Consider the following 15,660-nt stretch of genomic DNA (forward strand, 5'->3'; position numbering starts at 1 on the left):
ACGAGCCGCGGATCCGCGGCCTGTCCGGTCAGCCGGCGCTGTCCGGGGGCCAGGGGTCCACCCCAGGATCGGAGTACCGGCAGATCAGCGGGCGGTTCGCGAGGACGGCCAGCTCCAGTGCCTGCTCGAAGGAGGTGCCGAGCTCCCAGAACCAGCCCATCCCGGCGGCGATCACCCGCCCGCCCGCGTCGAGGAACACGCTGGAATAGCTGAGCCACTCCGCGATGGGGAAGTACTGCCCGCCGAGAACCCGCTCCACCTCGGCGACCAGGGTGAGCTGCCCCGCCCCGGCCGCGAGCGGATCGACGCTGAAGGGCTCGTGATTGCTGAAGTTCGGTCCGTGCTCGTTGACCGGCGGGATCGACAGCCCCCCGAACGAGGTGATCACCTCCTCGGCGAGCGGGTGCAGCCGGTGCCCCTCGCGCAGCAGGGGCTCCACCCACTGGCCGGGATCCACGGATCTGGCGGCGCTCCAGCCGGACGCGGTGAGCGCCGCCAGCAGATCCGAGCCGAATCGCATCATTGATGTCGTGTTATCCCCAGGTCGTTGAGCACCTGATTGCAGTGCCCGCATGGATTGGCCGGCTGGCCGTGCATGGTGGTGTTCGCGTTCTTGTTCACGTTGTTGCGGGTGTGCACCGTGCGCATGCTGCCACCACTGATCGCCGCGGGCCCCTCCTTGTTGTACGCCTGGATGAGACAGTGCACCTCAGAGCATCCGCCGTGGTGGTTGGCCTGCTTGAGCGCGTCCGCCAGCTCGCCCTCGGCCTTCATCCCGTGCGCGTTCTGGCCCCAGTATTTCTGGCCGGACGGCGAGATGTATTCGGAGGCGAACTTCGCTCCGGGATTGTTCCGGGTCTCGTTGGAATTGTAGTACTCCTCGAAGTTCTTGAACTTGTCGCAGTTGTGGACCAGAACCGGGATCGCGCCGGCGAACACGTAGTACGCGTGCACCGTCGAGACGGTGAGGTCGTACATCGTCCGCGGGCCGGTATGGTCGCGTACCGCCTCGACGGTGATCGTCGTCGCGTCGGCGGCCCGCAGCCGTTCGCCGGGCCGCAGGTCGGCGGCCTGCACCCAGGCCTGCCTGGTCTCGGACCAGAACGGGTGGTGCTCGGTGGTCTGGATGACCGCGCCGCCGGTGAGGGTCAGGTCGGTCAGGCCGGTGTCCCGGTTGACGTGCTGCTGCTCGATCACCCGGACGCTCGACTCACCGGTCAGCGGGTCGGTGACGATCACCGTGTCGCCGGCTTGCAGTTCCTTGATCGGTACGGCCGTCCCGTCCCCGGTGAGCACCAGGGTGTCCGGCGAGAACGAGTGGCAGGGCTGCGCCGACTGGGCCAGGTCGGCCTTCTTGACGGCCCCGGCAGGTGGCGCCGCCTTCGCCGAGCCCTTGAACGGCCCGACCAGCCCGCCCAGTCCGGCCTGCACCGACTCGCCGAGGTTCTGCGACTCACCGTTGACCGCTTTGGTGACGATGTCCTCGGCGGCGCCGGCGGCGACCTCGACGGCTCCCTTGGCGAGCAGCCCGGTGCCGAGGGTGGCGCTGCCGATCGCGCCGGACACCGCCCCGCCGGCCGCCGCGCCGATCAGTTTGCGGGCGCTGAACTCACCGGCCCGGTACTGCTGGAACCCTTCGACACCGGTATTGATCAGGGCGCCGAGGGCGGCGCCGGCGGCGATGTGCACCCACCTGCCGTCCGGGTCGGTGATCCGGACCGGGTTGTTCGAGGAGTACGTGTAGGCGGCCAGGTTGCCCGGGTTGCCGACCCCGTCGGCCGGCCCGCCGTCCAGGTAGCCGGGCAGTTGCGGATCGGGCGACTGCCAGAGCGCGGTCCGTGCGTCGTAGTAACGGGCGCCGAAGTAGTGCAGCCCGGTCTCGGTGTCCAGTTCCTTGCCGGCGAAGCCGTACGGGCTGGGGATGGCGGTGGTCCGCTCCCCCGCCCAGCTCTCACCGGACGGCAGGTAGCGGGCGTGTTCGACGACCCGGCCGGTGCTGTCGGTGCCGTAGGAGGTGGAGCCGAGGTGGTCGGTGTGGAAGTAGAACTGGCCGTTCTCGGCGGTTCCGGCCGGCTGGACCAGTTTGGAGACCAGCCGGGTGTCACCGACGAAGATGTGTTTGTAGGCGCTCTTGTTGCGCTGCGTGTAGGTCTGGCTGGGGTAGACCGAGACGTTGCCGGAGCCGCCGTCCTTGACCACCCGGTCGCCCTGGTCGTCGTAGACGTACTCGACCGACCGGCCCTGCCCGCCCTTGCAGCGGTCCCCGGTGTCGGCGACCAGTTCGACGTCGTCGCCGGATTCCGCGGTGGACGTCCCGGTGCCGGTGCTGCACGTCATCTGGTCGGCGTCGTTGTAGGTGAGCTGCAGTTTCGCCTTGTTCGGCCCGGTCCGCTGGATCATGTTGCCGTTCAGGTCGTACTTGAAGGTGAACGGCCCGGCGGTGCTGGGTGCGTGCGGCTGGTCGCTGTCGTAGGCGTACGCCTGCCGGTAGCTCGTCGGGGTCTGCGGCGTGGCGACGGCGTCCGCGGTGACCAGGTCGTGGGTCTGGTCCTTCAGGGTGATGTCACCGAGCGAGTCGTAGGTCAGTGACAGCGTGTACCTGTCGGTGAGCCCTGATGCGGGCCGGTAGGTCCCGGCCGAGCCGGTGAGCCGGTTCAGGTCGTCGTAGCTGAACGTCTGGGTGCCGGTGCCGCCGAGGCCGCCGACCGGTGCCGCGGAACCGGTGATCGAGGTGACGTTGCCGGTGCTGTCGTAGTCGTACGCCTGGTTCTGGAACGTGGTGCCGTCGGCCTGGGCCGCGGTCAGCGTCGCGAGCCGGCGGTCGGTGGCGTCGTAGCTGTAGGAGGTACGGGTGCCGTTGCCGTTCTGCAGCAGCACACGCTGGTCGAAGACGTCGTAGTCGACCTTCGTGAGGTACGGATAGCTGGTGCCGCCCTTGACCCCGGTGGCCCCGTCGACGAGCCCGCCGTGGTTGTAGCGGTAGGTGAGGACCTCACCGTCCGGGTAGGTCATCCGCTGGATCCGGTTCCACGTGTCGTACTCGTACCGCGTGGTGTACGCCGTGGCCTTGTCCAGTCCGGACGTCACCGTCCGTGTCTCGGTGACGGTCTCGCCGAGCGGCCCGTAACCGCGTGTCACGGTGCCGGCGGCATCGGTCTGGCGGACGATCCGGCCCGCGCCGTTGCTGGCCGCTCCCGGGTCGCCGTAGGTGTAGGTGACGTCCGCTTCGGGAGTGGTCGGGTAGCGGACGGCGGTCAGCCGGGTGTGGTCGTAGTCGTACTCGATAAGTTTCTTGCGGTCGGCCAGGTTCGCGGTCACCTTGGTGGTGAGGTTGCCGGCCAGGTCATAGGTGTACCTGGTCCGCCCGGTGTCCGGGGTGGTCACCGAGGTACGCCGGCCGAGGTCGTCGTACGTTGCCGTGGTGGTGTTGCCGTGATCGTCGGTGACCGTGGTGATCTGACCGAGCGGGTCGTACCCGTACGACGTCCACGCCCCGCCCTGGGCGACCGCCGACGCCCGCAGCGACACATCGGTGAAGGTGCGGCTGGTGACGCCCTTGGCGTCGGTGACCGCGGTCTCGAACTGGGTGACGCCGGCCCGGTCGGCGCCGAACCCGTAGCCGACCGCGGTGACCGCCCCGTCCGGCAGCACCGTGCGTACGGCCCGGTCGAGCACGTCGTAGTCGGTCCTGGTCGGGGTGACCGGGTCGACCCGGGTGCTGAACCGGGTGTTGAGGACCCCCTTGGCCTCACTGACCGGGTACGACTGGGCGACGACCCGCCCGGCGAAGTCGTACACGATCCGGCCGGAGACGGTCATCGCCTCGGCCCCGCCCAGGGTGGCGTCCTTCTTGGTCTGGACGATGCGGCCCAGCCCGTCGGTGAACGTGATCGTCTCGATCGCGTTGGTCTTGATGCTGCCGTCGGGGTTGCGGTCGACGTTGCGGGTGATCGCGTACGGCACCACCGCCTCGGGGTGGTACTCGATGTCGACGGTCGGGTGGTTGGACACGGTCTCGTACGGGCCGGTGACCGAGTCGACCCGGCCGAACTCGTCGTACAGCCGCCGCTCGGAGTGACCGTTGGTGTCGACACTGGTCTCCGGCCGCCCGAACTTCAGATCGTGGCTGGTCTGCGACCGGTACCCGAAACTGTCGGTGACCGTGGCGACGTGCGTGACGAGCGCCGGATCGTAGGTGTAGGTCAGCTTGAACCGCTGCCCCTTCTCGTTCTCCGGCTCGACGACGGTCAGCACATTGCCGTACGCGTCATAGGTCAGATCGGTCTTGGCCACTGCCGAGTCGGCCAGGATCGCCCGGTGCTGACGGATGTCGCCGGTGGCGCAGTCGATGGTCGCCTCGGTGCGCCGCATCAGCTTCCCGCCGCCCCGGACCTCGACCGCTTTGACCGCGCCGACGATCCCGGTGGCCTTGCAGGCGGTGTCCTCGGCGGTGTACCGGATCTTCGTCTCGACGTCGTCGGCGGCGCCCGCCTCCCCGGCCTCGAACGAGCGGACCAGATTGCCGACGTCGTCGTAGCTCATCTGCGACGAGGTGGTCTTGCCCGCCGCCGCCCGGCCCTCGAAGAAGTTCTGCGTGGTCGCGACCAGCTGCGGGAACACCACCAGCGCGGCCACCGCCCGCTCCTGGTAGCTGTTGATCGCCTCGACGAACAGCCGGCCGCCGGCGTCCGCGACCACGGTCCTGGTCACCAGGCCGCGGGTGTAGTGGCTGCCGGTGGCGTACTCGGTGGTGGTGGTCCGCTGAACCGATGACCCGGCGGCCGGGTCCCGCTGCTCGGACACCACGCTCGTGTAGCCGCGGAACACCCGCTCGAGCCGGTCGTAGACACCACCGGCGTACCGGAACGTGCTGACCTGGGTGTCCTGCCCGTCACCGGGCCGCCCGTCGTAGACCGCCACCCGCGAGAGGGTGAAACGCGACTGCGGCTGGTCGTACGTGTTGCCGTCGCGGGTGTAGTCCAGATCGATCCGCGAGCCCAGCGGCCGGTTCACGGTCTTCAGCAGGTTGGTCCGGCCTGTCGTGTTCTGCGCGACGGTCAGCTGATCGTCGCTGGTGGAGCGCAGATGGTCGGCGAACCCGTCGCCGTTGATGTCACGCAGCGCCTGCTCGGCCCGGCCGATCCCGCTGGAGACGCTGACACCCGGGTTGGTGATCACGCACCCGGCGATGATCAGGAAGCAGGCCGAGAAGGTGACGTAGGCGCCGCCGCCGACCTGCGCGTTCGCGTCGTCGTTGATGCCGGACGGCCCGCCCAGGAACGGCACCGGCTCGCCGAACCCGCTGCCGGTGTTGATCGCCACCCGGATCGGGGAGCCACCGAAGACCCGGTCGGCGAGCCCGTCCCCGGTCACGTCAAGCAGGCTCTCCCCGGTCGAGCTGTGCCCGACGCTGTAGGAGGCGCCACCGGCGAAACCGTAGAAGTCGGTGTTGAAGCCAATGTTGGCGCCGGTGTTGGTGGTGCCGCCGTCGTTGAGTACCCCGCCCGGCCACGGCTCCGGCGCGGCGAACCGGTAGCCCAGGTTCAGCGCGGCGCGCCCGTCGGCGTACACCCGGTCGGGCAGCCCGTCGCCGTTGATGTCGGCCAGGTCGAACGCGGTGTCCGAGGTGCCGGATCCGAGGTTGCCGCCGACCCCGAGCGGCGGCATGTCGTTGCCGCTGACCGCGGTGTTGGCGGTGTCCGAGGCGGGTGGCGCCATGTCGCCGTACCCGGTGGTGATGCTCCGGGCGGCACTGCCGGCGTTGGCGTTGCCGGACACCGTCGAGGTCCGGCGTACGTCCCGGTCCGGCAGCGTGGCCCGGCGGCTGCCGAGGGCGCCGTCCGGTTCGGTGTACTGGATGCCGGAGCCGCCGACGACGTCCGGGAACCCGTCGCCGTTGAGGTCGAGGAAGTCGGTGATGGCGCTGCTATCACCGGTGGCGACGCTGCCGCCGACACTGCCGACCGGCCCGCCGACACCGCCGGTCAGCGAGATCTGCCGGGACCGCGCGGTCCTCGGCACCGCGGTCGCCGCCGCCAGGTCCCCGGCGGTGGGCACCACGATCGTCTCGGTGCCGAGCCGGGAACTGGCCGCCGACCCCGGTCCGGCCCACAGCCGATCGTCGGCGCTCCACCGGTTGCCGCCCGGGTCCGGGGTGTAGGGGAAGGCCTTCGGCGGGGTCACCCGCGGGTCGGCGGCGAACTCGTCACGCTGCGCCTGCGGGTCCACGGTCTCCGGCAGCTGGTCCCGGTAGGTCTCGTCGACGACCAGGTCGGCCTGCACGATCGGCCGGGCGGCCCGGTCACGGTTGCCGTTGACACCGATCACACCCCAGCCGCGGTACGGCTGAGCGAAGGCACCCTCGGCGATCGGGCTGTGCACGGCGCTCGGGGCCGGGGACAGTTCGCCGGGTGTCCACCCGACCTGCACGGCGTACGACTGCGGCCGTGCGCCGAGGGTGCTGAAGTCGAAGAACAGCTCGTCGCCGGCGGCCACCGGCACCTCGAGGGTGAGCCCGTCGGTGACGTCGCGTTTGGCCAGCAGCACACCGCGTTTCTTCACGGTGAACACGACCCGCTCGTCCGACTCGGCGGTGGGCGCCACGGACAGCGTGCCGTCGGCGGGGGCGGTCCAGGACTCCTGCGGGGCGCTCAGGCCGTCGTCGGAGTACATGTCGACGCGGTACGGGGCTTTGATCTCCAGTGCCGGGTCGGTGTAGGCGGCCGTCGGCACCCAGGTCACCGTGGTCAGGTCGATCGGCGAGTCGATCTGGATCCGCCAGCCGATCTCCTGGCCCTTGGTGACCGGGACGTCCAGGTCGATCGGGATCTCCCCGGTGTCGGCGGCGGCGATCGTCTCGCTGAACACCGTCTGCCCGGCCCGGGTGATCACCGCGGTCACGTCGTCGGTGGTCGGGGCGGATTTGGTCAGGTTTCCGGAGAGGTGCAGGGTGCCGGTGACCGGGGCGAGGACGCTGCCGGCCCGGCCGCCGAGGGTGAAGTCGGCCGACGCCGTGTAGGTGTACGGGTCGAGGCCGTTGACGTCGGTGGTCTCCGGCACAGCGGTGTAGGCGATCCGCGGATCCCACGTCACCTCGTCGTCCGCGCCGTCGAAACGCGACTGCACCCGGAAGTAGAGACGGTCGCCGCGCTCGACGGTGATCGCGCCCGGTGCGGGCGTGACCTGAGCGCCCGGGTTCAGCACCGCCGACCACAGTTCGGTGTCCTCGTGCTGGACCGCCACCCGTACGCCGTCGGCCTCTGCCTGCCCTTGAATCAGCGTCACGGCGCCGGTGACGTCCACGGTGCCGTCGTAGGGCGCGACCCAGCGGCGGACCGTGTCGACGAGCGGGTGCGAGTCGATCTCCCGTTCCCGGTCGGTGGTCAGGTCCCCGACGATGCCGTCGGTGTCGACCGGGGCGGACCCGATCGGCACCGGCGTCTGCGACGACAGCCCGTAGACCGGGGCGCCGTCCGCGCCGATCCGGCCGAACAGCACGTCACCCCCGTTGACCACGTCGCTGATGCCGTCGGCGTTGACGTCGGCGAGGTACCGCTCGGTGGTGGTGAACGTGTCCACGTGGTCGAGCTGTGCGGCCACCCCGCCCAGGTAGCTCTCCAGCCCGATGGTCGAGGAGTTGCTGCTCTGTCCCAGGAATCCGGGCAGGTTGCGCAGCGGGGTCACCGTGTCGGCGAACCGCGGCTGGCCACCCGGCCGGGACAGGTTCTTGCGGTAGACGACACCGTCGCCGCGGGTGAACACCTTGTCCGGCAGCGAGTCACCGTCGACGTCGGCCAGGGCCAGCAGACCGGCGTCCTCGGTCCGGTTGAAGCCGGTCTTCACCCCCACCGAGTTGGCCTTCGAGCGCGTCGCGCCGAACCCGACGTAGAGGTGACCGCCGGCGCTGTCGCTGGTGCTCGCGTTGATCGCGGACGCCTGCCCGCCAGCCGAGTCGATCGCCGCGACCGCCGGATTGCGCAGCCCGTCGTCCGGTGACGTCCAGGCGACCGCCTCGAACGCCCGGTAGTCGCCGGCCCCGTCCCGGATGTCGTCGTGGTAACCGAACGTGTGCCGGTGGAACACCCGGTTGTCCGAGCCGAGCTGAGTCAGCGACGCCAGCAGGGTCTTGCCGAACGCGCCGGTGGTGTACTCCAGTTCGTACGCGCGGACCGGCAGGTCGTTCAGGGTGATCTCGATCCGGCGCAGCAGGTCGGCGGTGACCCGCTTGAATCCGCCGCGCGCGTCGATCGTCACGTCACCGCGGCGCGGTTCCTCCAGCTCACGGTCGCGGATGAACCGCACGGCATAGGGTCCTTCGACCGCGGCCGTGCCGGTGTAGGTGATCTCCCGCAGGTAGATCTCGCGGCCCGCGACGCTGCCGCCGTCGGGGATCCCGGTGTCCTCCACGATCACCGTGTGGAACCGCATCACGTTGCCGTGCGCGTCGCGCACCTCCCGCAGCGCCCACTGGTAGATGTTGCCGGCGTCGTCGCGCAGCGTCGACGCGGCGGTCCCGCCGTAGAACGACCGTGTCCCCTCCTTGTCGACGGTCTCCCACGAGTAGTTCGACGGCCCGGTCCCGTTCCGGATCACCCTGGTGAACGCGGTCTGCACCCGCGGTTGGAAGACCTTCGCGGCGGTACGGGCGACCCGCTGCCCCCGATGCGCGACCGGGCCCAGCTGCTCGCCGGCAAGCAGATACGTCTCGGTCTCCAGGGCGGTGTCGTAGCGCGGCACCCCCCACCGGGTGTCCACGGTGATCGCCGAGGTGGCCAGGTTCCAGCCCAGGCCCAGCCAGCCGTTCGCGGCCGACGAGTCGTAGCCGACCGCCAGCTGCGGCTGCAGCCCGGCACGGCCCGGCGGGAGCTCGATCGGGTACGACAACCGGGCCTCGCCGGTACCGGCCGCGACCGGCGGCTGCACCAGGTTGATCCCCTGCGCCGGGGACGCCGCCTCCAGATCCTTGATCTGTGTCGGGTTGAACGCGGTGCCCCGCGGCGACTCGGGCAGCGCCAGCACCGCGTTGACCATGTCGGTGAAGTGGTCGGTCGTCGAGACGATCAGGTGGTTCTTCTCGTCCACGCGGACCCGTTCCAGGGCCTTCCAGCAGCCGGCCGTGTCGTCGAACCAGAACGTGTGCACGTCCTGCGGATCGAACGTGCCCTCCAGCAGGCGCGGGTCGTACGGCAGCGCCACCTCGACCGGCTCGGCGAACTGATACGGGTGCGGCGTGAACCGCCAGCCCGGACGTGCCGCACCTGTCACGTTGGTCAGCTCGGCGCCCAGCACCGGCAGGTCGGCCGCGGTCAGCGGGGTGACGCCGATCGTCACCGGGCTGTCGACCGCCTGCGACCCGATCGTCAGGCGCGCCCCGTCGTGCTCGACCGTCTGGGCCTGCGCGGCCGCCGCACCCGGCGTGACCACGGCCTGGAACGTCGGGCCGGCCATCGTCTGTACCGCCTGCCGGACGGCTGCTCCGTTCGACACGCACGTCTCGACCGGTGGGATGCTCGCCGGGCTGACCGGCGACCCCTCGGCGACCGGGGCGGGGATCGGCGCGCTGCCTCCGGGCAGGCCGGTCGCCGCGAGCACCAACACCAACAGGACGGAAAGCTTGCTCGTACGCTTCACAGCCGGCCCCGCACGCTCGACGGACAATCGGCGCAAGCATCGACGACCATCGTGGTACGCAACGTTGTGAGAACGTTGCCTCAGAGGTCGCGCACCCCGTCACCCGGGGCAACAGCGCCCGTCGAGGCCGGGCAGCAACGTGATCATGATCTTGGGCCTTCCTGATCGGGCAAAGACAGGCGACAATCTGTCGTCGCCGAACGTCGTTGATCGCCAGAGGACCCGTAGTGACCTTCAACGGTTTTATCTCGTACAGCCATGCCGCGGACGGCCGGCTGGCTCCCGCCGTGCAACGGGGCCTGCATCGCCTGGCCAAACCGTGGCATCGCCGGCGCGCCCTGTGGATCTTCCGGGACCAGACCGGACTGGCGGTGACTCCCGGGCTGTGGTCCTCCATCCAGACCGCGCTGGACGGCTCGGAGTACTTCGTGCTGCTCGCCTCACCCGAGGCCGCGCAGTCGCGTTGGGTGAACCGGGAGATCGAGCACTGGATCACCACCAAGTCGGCGAACCGGATCCTGCCCGTGGTGACCGACGGGGAGTGGGCGTGGGACCAGGAGCGTCACGACTTCACCGAGGACTCCACGGCGGTGCCCGACGCGCTGCGGGGGGTGTTCGCCGAGGAGCCGCTGTTCCTGGACCTGCGATGGGCACGGGGCAGCGAACATCTGAGCCTGCAGCATTCCCGCTTCCGGGACGCGATCGCCCAGCTGGCCGCCCCGATGCACGGGGTGAGCAAGGACGAACTGGAAGGTGAGGACGTCCGGCACCATCGCCGGGCGCGCCGGCTCGGGTCCGGGGCGCTGGCGATGCTGGTGGTGCTGACCCTGCTGGCGATGCTGACCAGCGTGTCGTCGGTGCGTAACGCGGAACGGGCGACGGCCGCGGCGGCCGAGGCGCTGCGTCAGCAGGAGGTGGCCGAGGTCCAGCGCGGCAGCGCCGAACGGTTCGAGCAGGAGGCGACCCGGCAGCAGAAGGTGGCGAAGGAGCAGCAGGCCCTGGCGGCGGCCGCGGCGACCGAGGCACAGCGATCGGAACAGTCGGCGCAGGAGAAGCAATGGCTGGCGGATCAGGCGACCGCCGAGGCCCGGCGGCAGCAGCGGATCGCCGACCAGGCAGCGGATCGGACCAAAGAACTACAGCGGCTGTCGGAGGAGGCCAGCGAGCGCACGCAGCAGCTGGAGCAGGAGGCTCAGAAGCTGGAGGCGGAGGCGCGCCGGCTGACGAAGATCGCCGAGGAGAAGCAGCGGGAGGCCAAGGAGGCGGCGGCGGAAGCCGCCAGGCAACAGGCCAAAGCAGACCTCCAGCAGCGGATCGCGGTCAGCCGGCGGCTGACGACGCAGGGCAAGGCGACGATCGGCAGCGACCCGAAGACGGCCCTGATGCTGGGGGCCGCAGCCCAGGAACTCGTGCCCGACGCCGCAACGCTCAGCGAAGTCACCGGTGTCGTCACAGCGACGAACTACGCCGGGACGATCAGCGACGTGACAGAGGCCGTCTACGCGCCGGACGGCGTCCTGGTGGCTATCGGCACCGACGGCAAGGTGTCGCTGTGGAACACGACCGACCGAACGAATCCGACCCGGATCACCACACTCAGCGAACCGGTCGCGGACTACAGCTCCCTGGCGCTCAGCCCGGACGGGCGGACCCTGGCCACTATCAACCAGGAGAACACCGCGGTCCTGTGGGATGTGACCGACCGGCCCCATCCGGTCCGGCTCGCCACGGCGGATCCCGCCGGCGCCGTGCAAACGGTGGCCTTCAGCGGGGACGGGATCACTCTCGCCACGGGCGACGGACGCGGGATCACGACCCTGTGGGACGTGACCGACCGATCCCAGCCCCAGGAACTCGCCGCAATGGGCGAATATGTCCCCTATACGGCGGAAAGACTCGCGTTCAGCCCGGACGGCACCACCCTGGTCGTGGACAAGGTCCGATTCGTCGCGATCTACGACCTGAGCGATCGCGCCGATCCCGTCTACCTCCGCGGGCTGCCCGGCTTCGAAATAACGTCGATGACGTTCGATCGGACCGGATCAACACTGGCCGCCGGGCACTACAGCGGATACGTGGATCTCTACAACATGCGGCGTACCGCCACCGTCGAGGTCGAGGTCGACGAACAGGACGAGCAGGACGAAGTTACGCCGCCGCCGCCCCTGCCACCCGACGACCCGGACTCCGAGCCGTACGCCCACATAGGCGGCCTTGCCGGTTCCGTCGACGCGATCGCCTACAGCGCAGACGGACGCTATCTGGCCGCCGGTGACGGGCAGGGCATGGCACTGGTGTGGGACATGACGTATGTGGAGGGACCCGGGGCGGTCGTCACCGTACGGGCCAACGGCGCGATCAATTCCGTCTCCCTAAGCCCGGACGCGGAAACACTGGTCACCACCGACAGTTCGGACACGGCGATCCTCTGGAACGTCAAGCCCATCGGAACTCCGGATCCGCTCGCCTCGCTCACCGTCCCGGGCGGGCAGATCACGGCGGCGGCAATCCGGCCGGACGGACGTTCCCTGGTCGCCGCCGGCCCCGACGGCACGGCGCGCTCCTGGGACGTGACCGACCCCGCCCGGCCCGTCCAGGGCGCCGACCTGTCCATCCGCAGCGCAGCGGTCCGATCGGTGGCGTTCAGCCCCGACGGCCGTACGGCGGCGGCCATCGGGAGCCAGGACGGGCAGTTGACGCTGACGGATGTGACCCGCCCGGACCAGCCGGTCGCACTCCCGGGCACCACCGAGGCCATCAACGGAACCAACCCGATGGCGTTCAGCCCGGACGGGCGCACCCTCGCCGTCATCGCCGGCCCCACCCGGCTCCTGCTGTGGAACGTGGCCGACCGGACCCGCCCCGCCCTGCTCGCCACGCTGAGCGGCGGCGCCTTCGGGTCGACGGTGGCCTTCAGCCCGGACGGGCACACGCTGGCCACCAGCGGGCGCGAACGCGGCCTGACGCTGTGGGACGTGACCGACCGCACCACCCCCGTACAGCTCGGCACGCTGGCCGGCCACAACGGCCAGGTGACCACGATGGCCTTCAGCCCGGACGGGCACACCGTGGCGACCGGCGGCGCCGACACTCTGGCGCTGCTGTGGGACATCACCGACCGGGCCCGTCCGCTCCGGCTCGCCACGCTGACCAGCCACAGCGACACGGTGGTCACGATGGCCTTCAGCCCCGACGGGCGCACCCTGGCAACCGGGGACAAGGACTCCGAACTGTTCCTGTGGGACACCGCCAACCCGGCCGGGCCGATCCGGCTCGTCTCGCTGCGTGGCCTCGGTGGCCAGGCGAAGGCGGTGATGTTCCAGCGCGACGGGCGCACCCTGGCCGTCGCCGCCGAGACCACGAGCCGAGGCGCGACCGTCAAGCTGTGGGACTACACGAAGCTGAACAAGCTCCGCGCCGACCCGGCCGCGTACGCCTGCGTCATCACCGGCCGCGGCCTCGGCGCCGACGAATGGGCCCGCTACATTCCCGAGATTCCGTACCGGCGTACCTGCGCCGGCTGACGGCTCGCCGCCGCCGACGTGCCCGGGAACCGCTGCGTTCCCGGGCACCATGCGGGGCTAATTCGACCGTTCACGCCGTACGGGTCAGCAGGATCCGTCCGGTCTTGTCGGCGCACGAGCCGAAGTCGTTGGCGGTCTTGACCCGCAGCACGTAGGCACGCTTGGGGTCCAGCCCGTTCGCGGTGAAGCTGACCCGGTCGGTGGAGGTGCCGGCCGCAATCTTCGTCGTCTTCACCACTGTGTTGTCCGAGGTCCGAACGAGTTCGGTCTCATAGGTCAGCGGGGCCACCACCTTGTCGTTCTTGTCGTGCGCCCACCCGTCGGACCGCTTCGCGTAGCCTCGCACCGTCGGCGGCGTCCAGCTGAAGGTGGCGGTGGTCGGATCGGCGCCGCGGGTCACCGACGCCGCCCTGATGCCACCCGGGCGCAGCGCAGGCTCGAGCCGGCGGCCGGTGGTGCCGCCCTGGCCACTCGCCGTACGCGCCCCCACCGACACCAGGTAGGTCACGCACGGGTCCAGCGTGATGTCGTAGTCGACGAAGCGGCCCGTCGGGTCCGAAGCCCGGCCGGGCACGGTGACGGTACGTGAGGAACCACCCGCGCTGATGATCATGTCGTAGTGGTGAGCGCCGGCGACCGTCCAGAACCCGAAGGTCGACCAGGTCGGGCTGTACCTGTCGACCACCATGTACTGCGGTGCGGCGAGCGTGCCCGGCGCTGCGGCGGCCGGCGCGGCCAGGCCGACGGTGGCTGCGGCGACAGCGGCACCGGCTGCTACGAGCTTGGTGACCAGACGGGACATGTGAGTCTTCACTGCGGTGGTTCCCTTCAGACTTGCCTTGTGACCTGACCAGCATGTCCGCCGTTGATCAAGCCCGGCTCAAGCAGGCCTCCGCTCCGGCTCCGGCCGAGTTCGCCCGGCGATTCGGCTCAGCCGGGCACGATCCTGTCCGATCGGGGTGGCGTGACGGCCTGGATCGACAGGGTGATCCCTGACATTCGGCTTCCGGACGGGACCTTCGCCGCCCGGCACCGGGCCTTGCGTGCAGTCCTCACGATGCTGTTGCCGGTGATCGTCGCGGCCGCCGCATTCCAGAACTGGATCGCGCTTCGCGTGGGGCAACCGCATGCGGGGCACACGCTCGGCGCGGCGATCGTCTGGTCGATGGTGGCGGCCACCCTGGCCTGCGCCGTCCTGGCCGCCTTGATCAAGTCGCGGCGCGCCGGGGCGATCGTGGTGTCGCTGGGGCTGCTGCTGGGCTCGTCAGCGCTGGTGCACGCCGGCGGCGGCCTGACCGACCTGCACTTCTCGTTCTTCGTGGTGCTCGGGCTGATCAGCCTCTACCAGGAGTGGTTGGCGCTGGTCCTGTCGGTGGCCCTGGTCGCGGTCCATCACATGCTGGTCGGGCTGGTCGTACCCACGCTGGTCTTCTCCGATCCGCGGGCCTGGGCTCATCCGGTGTACTTCGCCCTGCTGCACGCGGTCTTCGTGCTGGCGATGTGTGCCGTGCAGCTCGCCTACTGGCGGTTCGTCAGGCGTGCCCAGGTGGAGGTGGCGGAGGTTCAGGAACGGGCGGCCGAGCAGTTGCGACGGCGCGAGGAGCGCTACCGTGCCCTGGTGCAGGACTCCTGCGATGTGATCAACGTGGTCGACGTGACAGGTGTGATCGACTCGGTGAGCCCGGCTGCGCTGGCCGTCATGGGCTACCAGCCCGATGAGCTGGTGGGCACCAACTATTTCCACCTCATCCACCCCGATGACCGGGCCGCTCTGCTGGCGTTCCCGGGTTCCGGGGCGGCCGAGCAACGCACCGAGGTGCGGACCCGGCATGCTGACGGCACCTGGCATTGGCACGATGTGACTCTTCGCGATCTGACCGCCAACCCTGCGGTCGGCGGCCTGGTGATCAGCCATCGCGACGTCACGGAGCGCCGCGAATTCCAGGACCTGCTCCAGCACGAGGCCGCACACGACGTGCTGACCGGCCTGCTCAATCGCGGCGCGTTCCTGAAAGCACTCGATCAGGCGCTGGCGACCCTGCCCGCCGACCACCGGCTCGCGGTGCTCTTCATCGATCTCAACGACTTCAAACCGGTCAACGACACGTACGGGCACGAAGCCGGCGACCAGATGCTGATCGCGGCCGGCAACGCGCTGCAACGCTCGGTGCTGGGAGCGGACACGGTAGGCCGACTCGGCGGCGACGAGTTCGCCGTGGTCCTGGTCGACATCACCCTGCCGGACAACGCCGTCGCCGTGGCCACCCGCATCCTGCACGCGCTGGCCGAACCGGTCGCCGTCGGCGGCAAGACGCTCAGCACCACGGCCAGCATCGGGATCGCGCTGTCCGGCCCCGATGTCACCGGAACCGACGAGTTGCTCCAGCGGGCCGACGTGGCGATGTACCAGGCCAAACGAGCCAAGGAATCCGGCTGGGCGCTGGCCGGCGACGACCGGGCGACAACGGGCAGCTGATCCGGTGTTTCGCCGCGCCTGCAACCGTGA

General features: G+C 70.1%; 5 protein-coding genes. 2 read left to right on the plus strand and 3 right to left on the minus strand.

The annotated features are described in order from the left end of the window. Positions 1 to 28: 28 nt before the first annotated feature. Together AB0E94_RS37300 and AB0E94_RS37305 are read right to left on the minus strand one after the other, a co-directional pair. Positions 29 to 523, minus strand: coding sequence for an SUKH-3 domain-containing protein (locus AB0E94_RS37300; protein ID WP_360336283.1), 495 nt, complete (start codon positions 521 to 523; stop codon positions 29 to 31). After that, entirely contained in the window at positions 520 to 9,597 is a 9,078-nt protein-coding gene (locus tag AB0E94_RS37305) for a SpvB/TcaC N-terminal domain-containing protein (RefSeq protein WP_360336285.1), read from the minus strand. Before AB0E94_RS37305 ends, AB0E94_RS37300 begins: the two co-directional genes overlap by 4 nt. A gap of 260 nt (positions 9,598 to 9,857) precedes the next feature. On the opposite strand from AB0E94_RS37305, the gene AB0E94_RS37310 reads away from it, so the two are divergent. Continuing rightward, entirely contained in the window at positions 9,858 to 13,154 is a 3,297-nt protein-coding gene (locus AB0E94_RS37310; protein ID WP_360336287.1) for a TIR domain-containing protein, read from the plus strand. A gap of 70 nt (positions 13,155 to 13,224) precedes the next feature. On the opposite strand, the gene AB0E94_RS37315 is transcribed toward AB0E94_RS37310, so the two are convergent. Next, complete coding sequence (locus AB0E94_RS37315; RefSeq protein ID WP_360336289.1) at positions 13,225 to 13,956, minus strand: hypothetical protein; 732 nt, start codon at positions 13,954 to 13,956, stop codon at positions 13,225 to 13,227. A gap of 183 nt (positions 13,957 to 14,139) precedes the next feature. Between AB0E94_RS37315 and AB0E94_RS37320 the strand changes: the two genes are divergently transcribed. After that, on the plus strand, positions 14,140 to 15,630 hold the full coding sequence (locus tag AB0E94_RS37320) for a sensor domain-containing diguanylate cyclase (protein WP_360336291.1): 1,491 nt from the start codon (positions 14,140 to 14,142) through the stop codon (positions 15,628 to 15,630). Positions 15,631 to 15,660: the final 30 nt, after the last annotated feature.

This window comes from Actinoplanes sp. NPDC026670 (assembly GCF_040638175.1).
Lineage (GTDB): Bacteria > Actinomycetota > Actinomycetes > Mycobacteriales > Micromonosporaceae > Actinoplanes.

Coding starts and splice junctions, on each gene's coding strand:
- AB0E94_RS37315 (WP_360336289.1), bottom strand. CDS start 13,956: ATGTCCCGTCTGGTCACCAAGCTCGTAGCAGCCGGTGCCGCTGTCGCC.
- AB0E94_RS37300 (WP_360336283.1), bottom strand. CDS start 523: ATGATGCGATTCGGCTCGGATCTGCTGGCGGCGCTCACCGCGTCCGGC.